Genomic DNA, 16,441 nt, shown 5'->3' with positions numbered 1-16,441 from the left:
TCTAGTCGTGGTACATCACGGACCGCCCGCCATCGATCATCAGGCAGGTCGCATTGATGAAAGGCGCCTCGTCAGTCGCCAGGAACAATGCAGTCATCGCCACTTCGATCGGCTGGCCGATGCGCTTGGGCGGGTGCAGGTCGAACGCACGCTGGCGTTCGGCGTGGGGGTCGGGGAAACCGTTCCAGTAGTCGACGTTGAGCTGGGTTTCGATGTAGCCCGGCGCGATGGCATTCACGCGGATGCCCTTGGGCGCGTATTCGATGCCGAGCGCGCGGGTGAGGCCGAGCAGGCCGTGCTTGGCCACCGGGTATGGGAAGCAACCGGGAATGATGTGGCTGGAGTGGGTGGAGGCGATGTTGATGATGTTGCCGATGCCCTGCTCGATCATGTGCGGCAGCACCGAACGGCAGCCGTACCAGGCGCCGTCGAGGTCGATGGCGAAGCAGCGGCGCCAGTCCTCGTCGGTCATCTCCAGCGGGTCGCGGAACACGTTGACCCCGGCGCAGTTGACCAGCACATCGACGCGACCGAAGCGTTCGATGGCGACATTGACCAACGCCTGCCACTGCGTCTTGGAGGTGATATCGACGGGTTGCGCGACAATCTCGGCGCCGCGTTCGCGCCAATGGGCGGCGACTTTCTCGACCTTGTCGCCCTGGATATCGGCAATCACCAGGCGTGCCTGCTGGGCCTGGAAACAGGCGACGATCGCCTCGCCAATGCCCTGGGCGGCGCCCGTGATGATCACCACCTTGTTCTTCAGCCGTTCACCATAGGTGGGCTCGGGCACAGCGGGTAACGACAACGGTTGGGGCTGCATCGCTTCACCTGTTTTATTTTTGGTAGTGAGTGCTGATGCAGGCGACTATAAACCCATCTTTTGAAATATCTCAATATATAAATTTGCATCCCATATAGTGAGCAAAAATCAAAAAAAATGTGGGAGCGGCCTTGCTTGCGAATGCCGTGGCCAGTCACACATGAGTTGACTGATCCAGCGCATTCGCAAGCAAGCCCGCTCCCACCTGTTGATCTTCAGTGTCTACAGGCTGGGGGATTAGCCGAGGGCAAAGTCGCGCAGCGCATCGCCTTCCATGCGGTAGCGAACCCACTCTTCCTGCGGCTGGGCGCCGATGGATTTGTAGAAGGCAATCGCCGGCTCGTTCCAGTCCAGCACGCTCCACTCGAAACGGCCGCAGCCGTTGTCGCAAGCGATCTTGGCCAAATGCCGCAACAGCTTCTTGCCGGCGCCACCGCCGCGTTGCTCGGGGTTGATGTACAGGTCTTCGAGGTACAGGCAGTTGCTGCCCAGCCACGTGGAGTAACTGAAAAAGAACACGGCAAAACCGATCGGCAAGCCGTCCCGCAAGCAGATCAGGCCATGGGCGGTCGCGCCCTCGCTGAACAGGCTGCGCTCGATGTCCGCGACACTGGCGATCACTTCATGCCGGGCCTTCTCGTACTCGGCAAGCTCGGTGATGAAAGCCAGGATCTGCGCAGCATCGCTGGGCACGGCGGGGCGAATCTCGATGGTCATGGGCGAGCCTTGGGCAATTTCAAAGCACACATACTAAGGCGCTTTCATGACGAGTTGCAGTGCAATTTCGAGAGGGTGCGGGTGCTTTACTCCGTCGCGCAGTGATCCGAGCACCACCAACCACAGAACAATCGCCGTGGCCGCCCATGGTAAACAGTCGGCATAACGCCAACGATTCGAGACTTGCCCATGCACGCCACTCCGCCGGTGGGCGCGAAGACTTTCGCGCTGTTCTGCCTTGCCAGCTTCCTGCTGTCCCTGTCCTACGGTTCGACGTTTTTGCTGTCGCTGCTGATTCACACGCGCGGCGGCAACGACCATGATGCCGGCAGCGTGATTTCCATGGCGATGCTCAGCACCTTCGTGGCCGTGGTGCTCTCCGGGCATTTGGCCGATGCACTGGGCGCGGCTCGGGCAATTGCCGGGATGGGCGTGTTGCTGGTGGTGGCGTGCCTGGGTTTTGCCCTGGTGCCCGGGTTTGGCCAAGGCTTGATGATGTGCGGGCTGGCCCTGGGATTGGGTTGGGGCGTGTTCTACACACTGGGGCCGATCATCGTGACCTTGCTGGTAGAACCACGGCAGCGAGCCAAGTACTTTGCGCTGCTGTCGGGCAGCATGCTGAGTGGGATCGGCTCCGGCCCCCTGCTCGGGCGGGCCGCCAGCGCGCTGGACCTGCCCCTGACCAGCGCGTTCTATATTGCCGGGTTGGCCAGCCTCGCCGGTGTGGTGATGTTCTGGCGTATGGGCGCTCGGCTCAAGCATCACGCGAACGTGCCAGCCGCCCGTATTTCCTGGGCTGCCAGCCGCAGAGTGCTGTCTTCCAGGGCGGCGTTCGCCATCCTGATGGTCGGCTTGGGAGGGTGCGTATTTGGTGGGCTTTCATCGTTCCAGACCAGCTACGCAGCCGCGCATGGCCTGGACTATTCGCTGTTCTTCGCCGGGTTCCTGAGTGCCGCCATTACCAGCCGGCTGTTGATCGCCGGCTTCGTGGTCAAGCGCGACGCCTACCGCGCCGCCTGCGTGTTGTCCGGGTTGATGCTCGGGTCGATCGCCCTGTTTGCTTTTGGGGTGAGCGGCAACCTCAGCTACCTGCTCGCAGCTGCCACGTTGGGCGTGGGTTACGGCCTGACGTACTCGGTGATCAACGGGCTGGTGGCCAATGAAGCACCGCCCGGCACCACATCCCAGGCCCTGCTGTTATTCAGCCTCGGGTACTTTGTCGGCGTGTTTGGCTTTCCGCTGCTGGCGGGCAAGATCATCGTCGAGTACGGCCTGTCGACCCTGATGCTCTGCGTGCTGGCTATCGCCGCACTGAACTGGATGATCACCGTGGCCCGCCTGATCGCGCGCAGGCTCTCGACACACAAAATCTTACAGGTGGGCTAATACCGTTCGTCGCCATCAAGGCACGAACGCCGAAGCCGGGCGGACCAATAGAGGGTAAGGACATTAATCATATGGAGACACCCTCATGAAGAATTCCAAGTTTGCCGCCCTCGCCCTCACCGGCCTGTTGTCTGCCACATCGCTGGGCGCCTTCGCTGCCACCTCGTCCACCGGCAAGACTGACCCGGCCGGCAGCTCGCCAAACCCTGCCACCCAGGAGTCCCAGGACTCGATGGGCACCGGCATGGACACCAACGGCGGCGCGATCATCCAGCCAGGCGCAGACCCGCGCACCCAGGGCAACGACACCCAACGCCAGGCTCCGGCGGCCGTCGGCAATGGCAAGATGGGCCCTGCGATCAATCAGCCCAACATCAACAAAGGCGACGACTCGAACGTGCCTGGCGCGCCGAAACAGCCTGCGCCTTGATGGATCGATAGCAACACCAACACCCGATCATTCCCCAGTGAAGAGGTACGCATGAACGTCGATAGAAACCTTGAAAAAGAAGTCCTCACCCGCCTGTTGCACGCCCACCCGAACGGCCTGGGCAAGGAGGTGCTGGATAACTACCGCGGCGAAAAGGTGGTGGCCAGTGTCTTGGCATTCCTCCAGGACCGCGGGCTGATCAAGGATGGGCATGTGACCACCGACGACGCCGGTGAATACTCGTTGAACCTGCCGATCAAGCTGACCGCCTCCGGTGTCGACGAGGCACGCAAGCTTGAAAGTGAAGGCCCTCAGTAATCCATTTTGTCTGGTCTGGCCCTGGCGACAGGGCCAGTGGGAGTATCGCAATGCCTCTAGGAAGCAAAGCCAAATACACCGCCGCACAGAAGCGCAAGGCTGCCCGTATCGAACAGAGTTACGAGCACCAAGGCGTCCCCAAGGATGAAGCTGAGGCCCGCGCTTGGGCTACCGTCAACAAGCAGTCTGGCGGTGGCGAAAAGGCCGGTGGCTCGGGTCAGCGTAAAGCCCCGCAGGAAAAGTCCCAGGCCCGCAGCGATTCGGCCAAGCGCGCCGTGGCCACCCGTGACGGCCATGCGCGCAACAGCCGGGCATCGTTGGCGACGCAGACCAAGCAAAGCTTGCTGCAGGAAGCGCGGGCCAGGGCCATACCGGGCCGCTCGAGCATGCGCAAGGATCAACTGATTGAAGCGCTGCGAAAGGCTGGCTGACGTCAGTCTTCCCAGCATTTCAACACCCATTCTGGGCTGTGGTGAAGGAGCTTGCTAGGGCTGCGCTGTCGAACCGTAGCAAGCTCCCTCGCCACCACTCGCACATATTCTTTTTCGCGATATCGCCAATCAGCGGTGCGCCGAGACCAGCAGCATCATCGGACGCTCTTGCTCTTCTGCCAACGCTGGCAGGGCCTTGAGGTCGGCTTCGCTCGGCCCCCACTCCTGCACATGGCTCAGCGTGAACCCCGTCTGGATCAGCAGATTGAGCAACGTGCCCAAGGTACGGTGCTGCTTGATCACGCCCTCGGCCAACCAGTTCGTCACCCGTGGCCCCTCCAGCTGATAACTGTCCAGCGGCCAGCTTTTGCGACCCTGAGAATCGACCTGCCAGCCTGGGTTGCGCGGCGCCATGAAGATCGGGTGCTCGATGGAAAACACCAGCCGCCCACCCGGCACCAGCGCTTGATGGAGGGTCTGGAACAATCGCTTTAGGTCGACGATGTAATGGAACGCCAAGGAGCTGTAGGCCAAATCGAATGTGCCCGCCGGCAGGTCAAGTTGTTCCAGGTCGGCGATGGCGTAGGTGACGGTCGTCGCCGAGGTCATCGCCCGGGCCCGCGCCAGCATCTTGTGCGACACATCCAGGCCGAGCACCTGTGCGGCGCCCTGCTCCTGGGCCCAGCGACTCAACCAGCCATAACCGCAGCCCAGGTCGACCACGTTCAAACCGGACATCGGCGGCAGCAAGGCCTGCAAGGCGGGCCACTCCGGCGCCCCGGCGAGGCCCTCCACCGAGCGGCTCATTTTGCTGTAGCCCTCGAAGAAGGCCGGCGTGTCGTAGATGTTCTGGGTCATGGGACGGCTCCGTACTGAGTGCCCCTATTCTGCCAACAACGCGTCCACTTCGGCAGCCCCTGGCGAAGTCGCCGGGCCCCAGCGCGTGACCGCCAGAGCCGCGGCGGCGTTGGCGCGACGGGCTGCCTGGGCCGGTTGCAGGCCGCTGGCCAAACCGGCCAGGAACACCCCGGCATGGGCATCGCCCGCACCGTTGCTGTCGACCGCCTGGACCTTGAAACCCGGCACATGCTCAGCCTCGCCCCGACGACTGACCCAGCAACCCTGCGGACCGTCGCGCACCACCAACAAGGCCTCGGCAGGCAAATGTCGAGTGAGTGCGAGCAGCGCATCGGCGAGCGTCGTGGCACCGGTAAATGCGAGCGCCTCCGGGCCGTTGCTGGTCCAGATATCGATACGCGGCAGCAAGGCAACCATCAACGCCGAGTCCGGCGCCTTGACCAAGGGGCCCGGATCGAACACCACGGGTATAGCGCGCGGCAGCGCCAAAAGCCAATCGAGCAGCGCCTGCGCCTTGCCCTCGAGCAACAGGCTGTAGCCGCTGACGTACACATAGTCGTCTTCCCGTGGCACGACGCCCGCCAAGTCCTCGGCCGTCAAGTCGCCTTCAGCGCCGATGTGGGAAATGAAGGTGCGCTCGGTGGTGGCTTCGGTCAGCGACACACACAGGCCGGTGTCCTTGTCGTCACTGGCCGCCTGGGCGATTTCAACGCCTTCGGCCTGCATGGCCGCACGGGCCAGGTCACCAAAGCGCCCGCGGCCATGGCGCCCGAGGTACACCACCGGCAACCCATTGCGGCGCGCGGCGGCCATCACGTTGAAACCACCGCCGGCTTCGAAGCTGGCCGACTGCGCCAGCACGTCGCCGCCGGTCGCGGGCAGGGTGTCGAGGGCCATGACCAGGTCAACGATGACCTGGCCGGTGTGCAGCAATCTAGACATTGTGACTCTCGACTAAAGCCGGACGACGGTCAGCCGCGCCGCCCAGCAGCGCATAAATCCCGCCGGCCACCAGGAAGGTGACGATCCAGCCCAGGCCGTTGTGGCCCAGCCAGGAGTCGGACAACGGCCCGGCGAACCAGATGTTTTCGGCAGTCGTGCCGATGGTGGTGAAGCTGAAGCCCAGCACGATCGCCACGGCCCAGGCGCCAAACGCGCGCCACTCCACCCCGCCACGGTACCAATAGGCGCTGCTGGGACTGACGTCGAGCAGGTCCTTGGGGCTGTAGTAGTGACGGTGGATCAGGTCGACCACGAAGATCCCGACCCACGCGGTGATCGGTACCGCGAGCAACGAGATGAAGGTGATGAACGGGCCGTAGAAACTGTCGGCGATCAGCATGAAGTAGATGGAGCCGGCGAAGATTGCCACGATATCGACGATCACCGCGTGCACGCGCTTGACCTTCAAGCCAAGGGTCAAGGTGGTGAGGCCGGCCGAGTACACCGACAAGTTGTTCGACAGCAGCAGCCCACCGAAGGCGGTGATCAGGTACGGCACGGCCATCCAGGTCGGCAGCATGTCGCGAATCGCGATGATCGGGTCAGTCGCCGAGGCCAGGTCGTTGTTGCCCACCGACAGCAGGCCGCCGAGGGTAATCAGCAGCACCAGCGGAATGCCCGCACCGAACGCCGCGGACGCCACCAGGCGCACGGCCTTGACGCTGCGGTGCTGGTAGCGCGACATGTCGGCACCAGCGTTGGCCCAACCGATACCGGTCCCCGCCGCCATGGTGCCGATACCGATGATCATCGCGCTCAACGGCGCCGGGGTGGCGTTGAACACCGCGCTCCAGTCGATGGTGGCGCAGAGGAAACCGCCGACCAGGATGTTCAATGCGCCGAACACGTAGGTCGACCACTTCTGGATCACCAGCAAGGTCGCGTGGCCGAGGCCGGAAACCGACAGGGTCAGCAGCACGAAAATAGCGATGAAGATCAGCGTCAGCAGCGGCGCGCTCTTGGCCTCGACCGGCGAGCCGAACAGGATCGAACACAACGACAGCAACACGAAGGCGGCGGTGGTGGTGTTGACGGTTTCCCAGCCCAGGCGCGACATCAGCGAGACCAGCGTCGGCCCGATGTTTCCGCGCACCCCGAAGATTGCGCGGGACAGCGTCAGGCTCGGCGCACGGCCACGTCGGCCGGCAATTGAGATGATGCCCACCACCGCAAACGAGCCGGCGGCGCCGAGGATCGCGACGATGATCGCCTGCCAGATCGCCAAGCCGCGAAACGCTACCAGGGTCGCGCCCAGCGGCAAGCCGAGGATGCTGATATTGGCCGCGAACCACACCCAGAACAGTTGCAGCGGATGGCCGTTGCACTCGCCTTCAGGGACCGGTTCGATACCGCGTGTTTCCAGTTGCCCGGCACTTTGGCCGGAAGAAGTGCTGCTCATGAGGTGTGCTCCTGATGCCTGTATTGTTGTGGTTGTGGCAGAGAATCAAAGCGTTAACCGGTCATCCTGACTCGACGCGACCTGTGTAGGAGCCGGTGGGGCACGCCTACAGGGTTCAGCGCAATGTAAGCAGCCCCGCGACCAACGGCTGCAAATCCAGGCCATTGACCTGCTTGACCTGTTCGATCATCGCTTCAGGCCAGCACTGCAGGCCCAAACAGGCGCCGAGCATGGCGCCGAGGATCGCGGCGATGGTGTCGGTGTCTCCGCCAAGGCTGGCGGCCAGGCACAGCGCCTCGAAGGCGTCCAACTCACCCACCGCCACTTGCTGGGCGAGGGCAAACGACACCACCACGGACTCCTGGGAAGCCACGGAGGTGCCGATCAATTCATACAGCAGCTCGGCAAACAGGGCCTTGTCGCCGCTGACGCTCAGGGTTCGCGCCCAACTGATGCGCGTGGAAATCCGTCCACCAGCCACCCAGTGGCCATGGCTTTCTGCCTGCTGGGCGATCTGCGTGCCGATGTTCAGCGCTTCACCGAGGTCCACGCCATTGATGCCAGCCGAGACTACCGCCGCGACTGCCGCCGCGCTGGAGATGCCCAGCGTGGTGTTATGGGTCACCTGGCACGCCTGGATCACCGCCTGGATAAACTGCACCGGGTCACTGACGTCGGCGGCAATGCCCACCGGCGTGATGCGCATCGCTGCGCCGTTGGTGGTGCCATAGCGCCCGGATTCTTCCGGGGTGTGGCCGGCGAGGATCATGTCGATGGCGCGCTTGGTGGACGGCCCGAGCAGATCCTGCGAACCCTTGGCACGCATCACCGCTTCCCAGTCGATCAGGCGTTGGGCGAGCACGGTCGGCTCAATGCTGCCCTGCCCTTCGACCAGCAACTCGCCGACCAGGATCGCCTGCTCGGTGTCATCGGTGATGGAGCCGGCCGGCATGTTGGGGGCGATGGGCTGATCGGCGTCGGCGTCTTCCAGGCCGGTAATGGCACCGAAACGCGCGCGGACCTGCTCGCGGCTCAAGGATTGGGTGGGCATGCCCAGGGCATCACCCAACGCCAGGCCGTAGAAAGCGCCGAGGGCGCGATTTTGCTGGGTCATTTCGACGCTCCGAACTGCAGGTGCAGGCGAAAGTGCAGAGGGTCGAGCAAACTTTCGACGTACTCCATGAAGCGTTCGCGACGGTCATAAGTGGTACGCGAGGCCTTGAGAAACACGCTGCCGGTTGGACGGCCGAGCAACTCGGCGTCTTCATCGCTCAAGGGCTCGGCGCCGATCCACTGGTCACCTTCGGCGCCCACATAGCCGTAGGCGGCCAGGGTGATGGTCAGGGAGTTGTCGATCAGCCCCACACGCGGCAGGCTGTCGAGGCCACCGGCAGCAGGCATCAGCGAACGCTCCAGCGACACGGCTGTGCCATCGGTGGTACGCCGGCGGCGGTCGAGGGCGATAAATTGGTCAGTGCCGAAACGGCTGAGCAGGTCCGGGCGGGTGACCGCTTCCAGGCGCAAAATGTCGGTGGTCACCAGCGCGCCGGTGTCAGCCAAAGCCTGGGCCCAACCGCTGCGCTGGTCGAGCACCATGCCGTCAAAGGTGACGATGGAGCCAACGCCGCTCTGGGTGGCGATGTAATTGCGCCGCTTGAGTTCGGCCAGGGCTTCGCGCAGGGTGCCTCGGCTGACCGCAAACTCCTCGGCCAATTGATGCTCGCCCGGCAGCAGGAAACCGTCGGCCATCACCCCACCCTCGATACGGCGGATGAGCTCGTCGACGACTCGTTTTTTCTTATCAAATCGAACATGTCTAATCATGTACAAATTGATAACCGAAACCGCCCGATCACAGCAAGCGAATTATTTCAGGGGGAAGGGAAAAACGCCCTCAGGGCTCCAGGCCAATCGGGAAAAACACCCCGTCGCTCCACACGCCCAGCCAGTTCTGACCGTTGATCGGACGGCTCACCGCCAGCTCCACCAGTTGGTAGAACACGTTGCGGTGCACCAGGGCTTCGAGGTTGGTGCGCACCCGCACATACGGTGCGGGTTCCTGGGTGACGGGGTCGATGACCACCCGCAGAGGGTGCTCAAGGCCGGCGTCGATCAGTTCATCGACATTGGTGGTAAAGCGCAGCACCTGGCTGTCGCCCTGCCCCTGCACGTCCAGGGTCACGGCCACAAACGGCGCGTCATCGACACGGATGCCGACCTTTTCCACTGGGGTGACCAGGAAATAATCATCGCCATCGCGGCGGATGATGTTGGAGAACAACTTGACCATCGGCTTACGCCCGATAGGCGTGCCCTGGTAGAACCAGGTCCCATCGCGGGCGATGCGCATGTCGATGTCGCCGCAGAAATCCGGGTTCCACAGATGCACCGGCGCCGGCCCCTTGCCCTTGGGCAGTTGGGCCAACAGATCATTGGCCTTGGCGGAATCGGTCATGGGGATCTCCTGGGTCTTACTGATCGCTCATTCCCAGCAGGCCGCGGGCGTACTGCGCCAGGGGGCGGGCAATCAGGTCTTCTGGCTTGTTGTCGTGGAACGTCAGTAAACCGCCACGACTGCGAATGCGTGCAGTATCAATCAAATACTGGGTGCTGGTCTCGATCAACATGATCTGGATTACGCCGCTGTCCAAGCCTACGCGGTCGAGGGCCTGCTGGTCGGTCCATTCATCGGCATTGCCGATACGGTCATCCGCCGCGGCAAATCGGCAGTACAACAGGTAGTGCGCGCCGGCCGCACGGGCTTCGGCCATGGCTTGTTCGAGGCCTTCGGGCTGACGTGCACGACGCACCATGGGGAAGTATTCGACAAAGCCGTTGAAGGCTTCCTCGGCGACCACGTTAGGTCGCGGGTACGCGCTGCCCGGTGGCACGAACGCACCCTGGGCGATAAACACAAAGGAATCCGGCTGTATGCGAACCGAGGCGGTCCGGCGGGTGTCGCTGTGGTCGAGCAACCCGGCGTCGCTCATCTGATAGCGGGTGCCTTCGGCCATATCGCTGACGGTCATGCAACCACTCAGCGTCAACGACGCCAGCAACAAAACCAGGTTACGCATCCTAATCCTCCAAAAGCCGGTGACGGAAAACCGGCGAATGGGCACGAGATGCAGAATCCAGGCCACTCGCAAGCGGCGCAAAGCAAATGGGGGAGCGGCTTGCTCGCAACTATGGCGGATCAGTCGATATTTCCTTGGACCGGCCCACCGAATGCGTGAGCAATCCGGCTTCCACAGGGTTATACGCCAGCCTGGGCTAGCCGCCGATGATCTTCATGATGGTGGCACCGCCCGAGAACGCGACTTCCTGTTTGTCACCCAACGCCTTCATCAACAGGCCCTGCAGGGCCGGCAGCGCCTGGTGGCGGGGTTGATCCAACAGGTCGCCGACGTAGTGACGGTTACTCGACGACAGGCAACCGTGCAGCCAGCCGGTGGACGACAGCCGCAGCCGCGAACACGTGCGGCAGAACGGCACGCTTTCATTCGCGATGACGCCAAAGAAGCCTTTGCCCGGCACTTCGTAGCGCACCGCCGTGGCATCGACCGGCGCGTTGGCCTGCAGGTATTCATACTGCTCGCCGATCAGGCTGAGCAATTGCTGCAGGCTGACGAATTGCTGCAGGAATGCATTCGAGTCCTTGGCCAGGTGGCCCATGCGCATCAACTCGATAAAGCGCAGCTCGTAGCCTCGCTCCAGGCAGTAGTCGAGCAACGGCATCACCTGATCGAGGTTCTGGCCGCGCAGGGGCACCATATTGACCTTGATCTTGATCCCGGCGGCGCGGGCCTGGTCCATGCCATCAAGCACAGTGGCCAGGTCACCGCCACGCGCGATGCTGCGAAAAGCGTCGGCATCCAGGGTATCGAGGGAGACGTTGATGCGCCGAATGCCGGCGTCCACCAACAGCGGCAGTTTGCGCGCGAGCAACTGGCCATTGGTGGTCAGGCTGATATCACTGAGCCCCATCCCGCCGACAGCGCCCATGAAGGCTTCAAGCTTGGGGCTGACCAACGGCTCGCCGCCGGTGATGCGAAGGCGTTCGATCCCCGCCGCCTCGATCAGATAGGCCACGCCACGGGCCATGGCCTCGGCCGAGAGTTCGTCCTGGGCAGCCACCAGCCGCTTGCCGTTTGGCACGCAGTAGGTACACGCGTAATTGCAGGCTGAGGTCAGGCTGATCCGCAAATTGCGAAAACGCCTGCCTTGACGATCAACGATCATGGATCACTCCGGCAGAGGATGAATCGGGCGCGCTAAAAGCTGACCTATAAATCAGCTTTTAGCAAGGTCCTTGCCTGAGTATATTCCTGGGGTACTGCGCCCGACAGCAACTATCAGGTGGCAGGCGTTTCGGCAGGCGCCTGTGGCAGCTCGGCGCTGTGCTTGCGTTTGTTGCCCATGCGCACGCCAATGTCCATCAGGAACTGGAAGAAGCCTTCCTGATCTTCCAGCACATTACTCCAGAACGGCGAGTGATACAGCGCCACGGCGCCGTGCACCAGGGCCCAGGCCGCGCAGTAGTGGAAATACGGCGGTACGTCTTCCAGCTTGCCTTCGCTGATGCGGCCCTTGATCAGCAGGGTCAGGCGTTCGAAGTTCGAGGCGCGGATCTTGTGCAGTTCCTCGACCATCTCCGGCACCTGATGGCCCTTGACCACTTTCTCTTCCAGGCGATCAAACAGGCGGTAGCGCTGCGGGTCACGCATGCGGAACTCGAAGTAGGCGCGGGACAGCGCCTCCTTGTCCTTGTCGACATCGGCCGAATGCAGCAGCTCGTTCAAATCACGCTCGTAGTCGAGCATCAGGCGCAGATAGATCTCGGCCTTGGACTTGAAGTGCTTGTAGATCGTGCCTTTGCCGATACCGACGGCATCCGCGATCATCTCGACGGTGACGCTGTCTTCACCCTGTTCGAGGAACAACTTGAGTGCGGTGTCGAGAATTTCCTGCTCACGGCGGCGAAACTCTCGGACCTTACGGGGTTCTTTGTGCATGAGGAAGAGGTCTGCAGAGGTCGGAATAGGGAGGGTTGCGCAGGGCCACGGATACGCGGCGATACGATTTACCCAGTGCGAGGGATTATCCCGACTGAACGGTCGTTGGGCAACGTCTATGTGAACCCGCCGCACACTTTAGTTTCGGCGCGCCAACGTTTCCTTTGATTTCAGTCAGAAATAATACGCAACAACTATCCACGTGCACCCAGCCAATGAGAACTCAAGCGAAGCGCGCGTATTCCAAATCTGTTTAAAAAACGATCAGATGCGACTGGACTGAATGGGATACTGATCAATACTTGAACTGTCGGCGTGACATCTCCCCCAAGTGACGCGTCGACCTGGGTACCGACGGACTGTGTGCCCTTGTTTTACTCCTAATGGTCTTAACCCGGATTCACCCCCCAGAACCCGGGTTTTTTTTGCCTGCGATTTGAGCCTGTCAGCCGGCGACATGGGCCAACGGGAACAGGCGCTTGAAGTTGTCGGTGGTCTGCTGTGCAAAGCGCTCGTAAGACTCACCCCGCAGCATGGCCAGGTAATCCGCGACATCCCGTACGTATTCCGGCAGGTTCGGTTTGCCGCGATGAGGAATGGGCGCCAGGTATGGCGAATCGGTTTCCACCAGCAGGCGGTCCGCCGGCACCTGGCGTGCCACGTCGCGCAGGGCGTCGGCATTGCGGAAGGTGACGATGCCCGACAGGGAAATGTAGAAGCCCAGGTCCAGGGCCGCCTTGGCCATGTCCCAATCTTCGGTAAAGCAGTGCAGCACACCGGCCTGGGGCAACGCGGCCTCGTGCAGCAACGCCAGGGTGTCGGCACGCGCGCCACGCGTGTGGACGATTACCGGTTTGCCGGTCTGCTGGGCAGCTTGCAGGTGCAGGCGAAACGAGGCCTGCTGCAGGTCGGCGGCTTCGGGCTCGTAGTGGTAGTCCAGGCCGGTTTCGCCAATCGCTACCACACGCGGGTGGTTGAGTTCGCCCAGCAGCCAGTCGAGGGCCGGGGCTTCGCCGGGCTTGAGGTCCAGCGGGTGGATACCCACCGAGCAGTCCACATCGGCGTAGCGCTCGGCCAGGGCCTTGACGTCGGCGGCATTTTCGGCGCTGACGCCGATGCACAGGAAGTGCCCTACCCCACGCTGGCGAGCCGCTTCAAGGGCAGCATCAAGGGAGCCACCGTGCTGGGCAAGGTCGAGGCGATCGAGGTGGCAATGGGAGTCTACGAGCATAGGAATCTACAACTTGAGTCACGGAAAGTGTCTGGCCAACGATACACCCGTCGGCCACCGAAATTAACGCCGGCCGAGCAAGCCGACCCACTGCACCAGCAGCGCTTCGAGCAGCAGGACACGGTTGAGGTTGGCCTTGCCGAGCACTTTCTGGCGCTGGGCGAGGATCCAATCCTGGATGTTCAGCACCTTGTCCTGCGCACTTTTCTGCGCGAGGTACTGCACCACCTTGCGCATGTCCGGCAGGCCCAGGCCGCTTTCATCCTGGGTCAGTTGGTAGCGCAGGATCAGGCTCGACCAATCGCAGAACCAGTCGAACAGCAGCAGCAAGGGGATGTCCTTCCAGGCGCTTTCGGCCAGCTGCGTGGCAGACAGCTCTTGCTTGAGCAGCTTCTTCACGCCGTCGACGACCAGCGCGCGTTGCTCACGCACGCCCTGGGCCTGCAGCTTCACAGCCGCCAGCGGTGAGCCCGCCGCCAGGGTGAGCAATTCGACCCGCTCCTCCTCGGAGCACTCCGGCAGCGCCTTGGCCAGCCACTGCAGGCTCATGGCCTCGCTCGGCAACGGGCATGCCTGCTGCACGCAACGGCTGCGGATAGTCGGCAACAAGCGGCTGGACTGGTGACTGACCAGCAGCAACACAGTGTCGCCGGACGGCTCTTCGAGGCTCTTGAGCAAGGCGTTGGCGGCGTTGATGTTCATCGCCTCCACCGGCTCGATCAGCACCACCTTGCGCCCGCCCATCTGCGCGGTTTGCACCACGAAGCTGACGAGGTCACGCACCTGGTCGACCTTGATCGCCTTGTCGGCCTCCTCGGGTTCTAGCAGGTAGTTATCCGGGTGGCTGCCGGCCTTGAGCAACAGGCAGGACTTGCACTCACCGCAAGCCTGCAGGTTGACCGGACGCTGGCACAGCAGGCTGGCCATGAGTCGCTCGGCCAAATCACGCTTACCGATCCCCGCCGGCCCGTGCAGCAGGTAGGCGTGGGCGTGCTGGGCACGGCCGGCCAGTTGTTGCCAGAGGCTGTCCTGCCACGGATAGGCTTCAGCCACGGGCGCGCTCCAGCAGGTTCGGCAACAGGGCATCGATGGCTTGCTGCACCTGGGCCAGCGGCTGCGCAGCATCCAGCAGGTAGTAACGCGCAGGCTCAGCCTTGGCGCGCTTGAGGAACGCCGTGCGTACGGCGTCGAAGAAGGCCTGGCCTTCGAGCTCAAAGCGGTCCAGGCGACCGCGCGCACTGGCGCGGGCCAGGCCGACTTCCACCGGCAGGTCGAAGACCAGCGTCAGGTCAGGGCGCAAGTCGCCTTGAACGAAGGTTTCCAGGGTGGCGATGCGCTCCAGGGACAAGCCACGACCACCGCCCTGGTAGGCATAAGTGGAGTCGGTGAAGCGGTCGCAAATCACCACGGCACCGCGCGCCAGGGCCGGGCGGATCACTTCGGACAGGTGCTGCGCGCGCGCGGCAAACACCAACAGCAATTCGGTATCCGCATTCATCTGTTCCTCGCCCGGAGCCAGCAACACTTCACGGATGCGCTCTGCCAGCGGTGTACCACCGGGCTCGCGGGTCAACACCACCTCGATGCCCTCGATGCGCAAACGCTCGGCCAGGTAATCGCGGTTGGTGCTTTTGCCGGCGCCTTCGGGGCCTTCCAGGGTAATAAACAAGCCAGTCACAGGCAGTCCTTAGTCAGAGTCATTGCGGGCTTTGCGGCGCGGCGGTGTCCGGCGCAGGCTCCGCCGGCTTTTCAGCCGGGGCTTCGGCCGATGGTGCTGCGTCTTGCGCAGGGTTCACGACCGGCGCCGGGCTGGAGCGGTAATCGGCCCGGCGCTTGAGCTGGAACTCGCGCACGGCGGCATTATGCGCATCCAGGTTGTCGGAGAAAACATGACTGCCATCACCCCGGGCGACGAAATACAGGCTGCTGCCCGGCACCGGGTTCAGCGCCGCATGGATCGCTTCGCGACCGATCATGGCGATCGGTGTCGGCGGCAGGCCAGCCACCATGTAGGTGTTGTAGGGGTTGGCTTCCTTGAGGTGCGCACGGGTCAACTTGCCGTTGTAGCGCTCGCCCAGGCCGTAGATCACGGTGGGGTCGGTCTGCAGCAGCATGCCGATCTTCATGCGCCGCACGAACACGCCGGCAATCTGGCCGCGCTCCTCGGGCACGCCGGTCTCTTTCTCCACCAGGGAGGCCATGATCAGCGCTTGATAAGGGTCAGTGTACGGCGCATCGGCGGCGCGTTTGCTCCACTCCTGGGCGAGTACGTCGTCGAGGCGGTTGTAGGCTTTTTTCAGGAATTCGACATCGGTCATGCCGCGCACGAAGCGGTAGGTGTCCGGGAAGAACCGCCCCTCAGGGAACACGCCAGGGTGACCGAGCTTCTCCATCACTTCACTGTCAGTCAGGCCCGCGAGGGTCTGCACGATCTTTTCGTGCTTGGCCAGGGCGAGGCGTACCTGGCGGAAATTCCAGCCTTCGACCAGGGTCAGGCTGTATTGCACGACTTCGCCACGCTGCCACAGGCCGATCAGGCCCTGTGCAGTCATGCCCGGGGTCATGCGGTATTCACCACTGTGCAAGGGCTGACCATCAAGGTTAAAGCGCCAGTACAGGCGCAACCAAAACGCGCCGTCGAGCACGCCGTCGGCTTCCAGGCGATTGAACGTACCGGTGGGCGTCGCCCCGGCCGGCACATCCAGCAATTGCTCCTGGGTCAGGTTCAAGGGCTGCTTCAGGGTGGAATCGAGTTTCCAGGCGGAAAACCCCAACAGCAACGCCGCCGAGAACAGACCGATCAGCAGCAGTACAACCAGTTTTCGTATCAA

Annotated in this window: 19 protein-coding genes; 4 read left to right on the top strand and 15 right to left on the bottom strand. The window is 62.8% G+C overall.

The genetic code is table 11. The features are described 5' to 3' along the window. Position 1: 1 nt before the first annotated feature. Positions 2-823, bottom strand: a complete 822-nt coding sequence (locus NTD80_RS10110) for an SDR family oxidoreductase (protein ID WP_201145723.1) — start codon at positions 821-823, stop codon at positions 2-4. 237 nt (positions 824-1,060) lie between these two features. Further along, positions 1,061-1,540, bottom strand: coding sequence for a GNAT family N-acetyltransferase (locus NTD80_RS10105; protein WP_106802872.1), 480 nt, complete (start codon positions 1,538-1,540; stop codon positions 1,061-1,063). 189 nt (positions 1,541-1,729) lie between these two features. Between NTD80_RS10105 and NTD80_RS10100 the strand changes: the two genes are divergently transcribed. The 4 genes from NTD80_RS10100 (at position 1,730) to NTD80_RS10085 (ending at position 4,105) form a co-directional block, all read left to right on the top strand. Next, a complete protein-coding gene (locus NTD80_RS10100; RefSeq protein ID WP_262133398.1) occupies positions 1,730-2,926 on the top strand; it encodes an MFS transporter in 1,197 nt (398 codons plus the stop codon). An 85-nt stretch (positions 2,927-3,011) separates the two neighbouring features. After that, on the top strand, positions 3,012-3,356 hold the full coding sequence (locus NTD80_RS10095) for a hypothetical protein (RefSeq protein WP_065909324.1): 345 nt from the start codon (positions 3,012-3,014) through the stop codon (positions 3,354-3,356). Positions 3,357-3,407: 51 nt separating this feature from the next. Beyond that, positions 3,408-3,674 (top strand): hypothetical protein, encoded by a 267-nt coding sequence (locus NTD80_RS10090; RefSeq protein ID WP_106802870.1) that lies wholly within the window; start codon positions 3,408-3,410, stop codon positions 3,672-3,674. Between the two features lie 50 nt (positions 3,675-3,724). Then, positions 3,725-4,105: a termination factor Rho gene (locus NTD80_RS10085; RefSeq protein ID WP_262133395.1), complete on the top strand. Its 381-nt coding sequence runs from the start codon at positions 3,725-3,727 to the stop codon at positions 4,103-4,105. A 129-nt stretch (positions 4,106-4,234) separates the two neighbouring features. Here the strand turns inward: NTD80_RS10085 and NTD80_RS10080 are convergent, their stop codons facing one another. The 13 genes from NTD80_RS10080 to mltG form a co-directional block, all read right to left on the bottom strand. Beyond that, positions 4,235-4,963 (bottom strand): class I SAM-dependent methyltransferase, encoded by a 729-nt coding sequence (locus NTD80_RS10080; protein ID WP_262133393.1) that lies wholly within the window; start codon positions 4,961-4,963, stop codon positions 4,235-4,237. 24 nt (positions 4,964-4,987) lie between these two features. Then, a complete protein-coding gene (locus NTD80_RS10075) occupies positions 4,988-5,905 on the bottom strand; it encodes a PfkB family carbohydrate kinase (protein WP_262133392.1) in 918 nt (305 codons plus the stop codon). After that, the gene (locus tag NTD80_RS10070) at positions 5,898-7,364 is read right to left on the bottom strand and encodes a purine-cytosine permease family protein (RefSeq protein WP_065909313.1); all 1,467 of its coding nucleotides are present in this window, start codon (positions 7,362-7,364) and stop codon (positions 5,898-5,900) included. The genes NTD80_RS10075 and NTD80_RS10070 overlap by 8 nt, the downstream gene beginning before the upstream one ends. A 115-nt stretch (positions 7,365-7,479) precedes the next feature. After that, positions 7,480-8,478, bottom strand: coding sequence for an ADP-ribosylglycohydrolase family protein (locus NTD80_RS10065; protein ID WP_262133390.1), 999 nt, complete (start codon positions 8,476-8,478; stop codon positions 7,480-7,482). Next, positions 8,475-9,188, bottom strand: a complete 714-nt coding sequence (locus NTD80_RS10060; protein WP_262133389.1) for a GntR family transcriptional regulator — start codon at positions 9,186-9,188, stop codon at positions 8,475-8,477. The genes NTD80_RS10065 and NTD80_RS10060 overlap by 4 nt, the downstream gene beginning before the upstream one ends. Before the next feature lie 70 nt (positions 9,189-9,258). After that, entirely contained in the window at positions 9,259-9,819 is a 561-nt protein-coding gene (locus NTD80_RS10055) for a DUF1285 domain-containing protein (protein ID WP_065909304.1), read from the bottom strand. Positions 9,820-9,835: 16 nt separating this feature from the next. Continuing rightward, positions 9,836-10,441 carry a DUF4823 domain-containing protein gene (locus tag NTD80_RS10050; protein WP_065909302.1) on the bottom strand — a complete coding sequence of 202 codons (606 nt, stop codon included), beginning with the start codon at positions 10,439-10,441 and terminating at the stop codon, positions 9,836-9,838. 196 nt (positions 10,442-10,637) lie between these two features. Next, positions 10,638-11,606: a GTP 3',8-cyclase MoaA gene (locus tag NTD80_RS10045; RefSeq protein ID WP_065909301.1), complete on the bottom strand. Its 969-nt coding sequence runs from the start codon at positions 11,604-11,606 to the stop codon at positions 10,638-10,640. Between the two features lie 113 nt (positions 11,607-11,719). Continuing rightward, complete coding sequence (locus tag NTD80_RS10040) at positions 11,720-12,379, bottom strand: TetR/AcrR family transcriptional regulator (protein WP_065909300.1); 660 nt, start codon at positions 12,377-12,379, stop codon at positions 11,720-11,722. A gap of 445 nt (positions 12,380-12,824) precedes the next feature. Then, the gene (locus NTD80_RS10035) at positions 12,825-13,610 is read right to left on the bottom strand and encodes a TatD family hydrolase (protein ID WP_262133386.1); all 786 of its coding nucleotides are present in this window, start codon (positions 13,608-13,610) and stop codon (positions 12,825-12,827) included. Between the two features lie 63 nt (positions 13,611-13,673). Beyond that, positions 13,674-14,663, bottom strand: coding sequence for a DNA polymerase III subunit delta' (locus NTD80_RS10030; protein WP_065909296.1), 990 nt, complete (start codon positions 14,661-14,663; stop codon positions 13,674-13,676). Beyond that, complete coding sequence (gene tmk / locus NTD80_RS10025) at positions 14,656-15,288, bottom strand: dTMP kinase (protein ID WP_262133384.1); 633 nt, start codon at positions 15,286-15,288, stop codon at positions 14,656-14,658. Before tmk ends, NTD80_RS10030 begins: the two co-directional genes overlap by 8 nt. A gap of 19 nt (positions 15,289-15,307) precedes the next feature. Further along, positions 15,308-16,441, bottom strand: coding sequence for an endolytic transglycosylase MltG (mltG, locus tag NTD80_RS10020; RefSeq protein ID WP_262133382.1), 1,134 nt, complete (start codon positions 16,439-16,441; stop codon positions 15,308-15,310).

The sequence above is a fragment of the Pseudomonas sp. 13B_2.1_Bac1 genome, from assembly GCF_025466155.1.
GTDB lineage: Bacteria > Pseudomonadota > Gammaproteobacteria > Pseudomonadales > Pseudomonadaceae > Aquipseudomonas > Aquipseudomonas aylmerensis.
This window is presented reverse-complemented; position numbering and strand designations above follow the sequence as displayed.

What these genes read in the sequence shown, in the direction of transcription:
- NTD80_RS10110 (WP_201145723.1), bottom strand. Translation starts at nt 823, where the DNA reads ATGCAGCCCCAACCGTTGTCGTTACCCGCTGTGCCCGAGCCCACCTAT.
- NTD80_RS10105 (WP_106802872.1), bottom strand. Translation starts at nt 1,540, where the DNA reads ATGACCATCGAGATTCGCCCCGCCGTGCCCAGCGATGCTGCGCAGATC.
- NTD80_RS10100 (WP_262133398.1), top strand. Translation starts at nt 1,730, where the DNA reads ATGCACGCCACTCCGCCGGTGGGCGCGAAGACTTTCGCGCTGTTCTGC.
- NTD80_RS10095 (WP_065909324.1), top strand. Translation starts at nt 3,012, where the DNA reads ATGAAGAATTCCAAGTTTGCCGCCCTCGCCCTCACCGGCCTGTTGTCT.
- NTD80_RS10090 (WP_106802870.1), top strand. Translation starts at nt 3,408, where the DNA reads ATGAACGTCGATAGAAACCTTGAAAAAGAAGTCCTCACCCGCCTGTTG.
- NTD80_RS10085 (WP_262133395.1), top strand. Translation starts at nt 3,725, where the DNA reads ATGCCTCTAGGAAGCAAAGCCAAATACACCGCCGCACAGAAGCGCAAG.
- NTD80_RS10080 (WP_262133393.1), bottom strand. Translation starts at nt 4,963, where the DNA reads ATGACCCAGAACATCTACGACACGCCGGCCTTCTTCGAGGGCTACAGC.
- NTD80_RS10075 (WP_262133392.1), bottom strand. Translation starts at nt 5,905, where the DNA reads ATGTCTAGATTGCTGCACACCGGCCAGGTCATCGTTGACCTGGTCATG.
- NTD80_RS10070 (WP_065909313.1), bottom strand. Translation starts at nt 7,364, where the DNA reads ATGAGCAGCACTTCTTCCGGCCAAAGTGCCGGGCAACTGGAAACACGC.
- NTD80_RS10065 (WP_262133390.1), bottom strand. Translation starts at nt 8,478, where the DNA reads ATGACCCAGCAAAATCGCGCCCTCGGCGCTTTCTACGGCCTGGCGTTG.
- NTD80_RS10060 (WP_262133389.1), bottom strand. Translation starts at nt 9,188, where the DNA reads ATGATTAGACATGTTCGATTTGATAAGAAAAAACGAGTCGTCGACGAG.
- NTD80_RS10055 (WP_065909304.1), bottom strand. Translation starts at nt 9,819, where the DNA reads ATGACCGATTCCGCCAAGGCCAATGATCTGTTGGCCCAACTGCCCAAG.
- NTD80_RS10050 (WP_065909302.1), bottom strand. Translation starts at nt 10,441, where the DNA reads ATGCGTAACCTGGTTTTGTTGCTGGCGTCGTTGACGCTGAGTGGTTGC.
- NTD80_RS10045 (WP_065909301.1), bottom strand. Translation starts at nt 11,606, where the DNA reads ATGATCGTTGATCGTCAAGGCAGGCGTTTTCGCAATTTGCGGATCAGC.
- NTD80_RS10040 (WP_065909300.1), bottom strand. Translation starts at nt 12,379, where the DNA reads ATGCACAAAGAACCCCGTAAGGTCCGAGAGTTTCGCCGCCGTGAGCAG.
- NTD80_RS10035 (WP_262133386.1), bottom strand. Translation starts at nt 13,610, where the DNA reads ATGCTCGTAGACTCCCATTGCCACCTCGATCGCCTCGACCTTGCCCAG.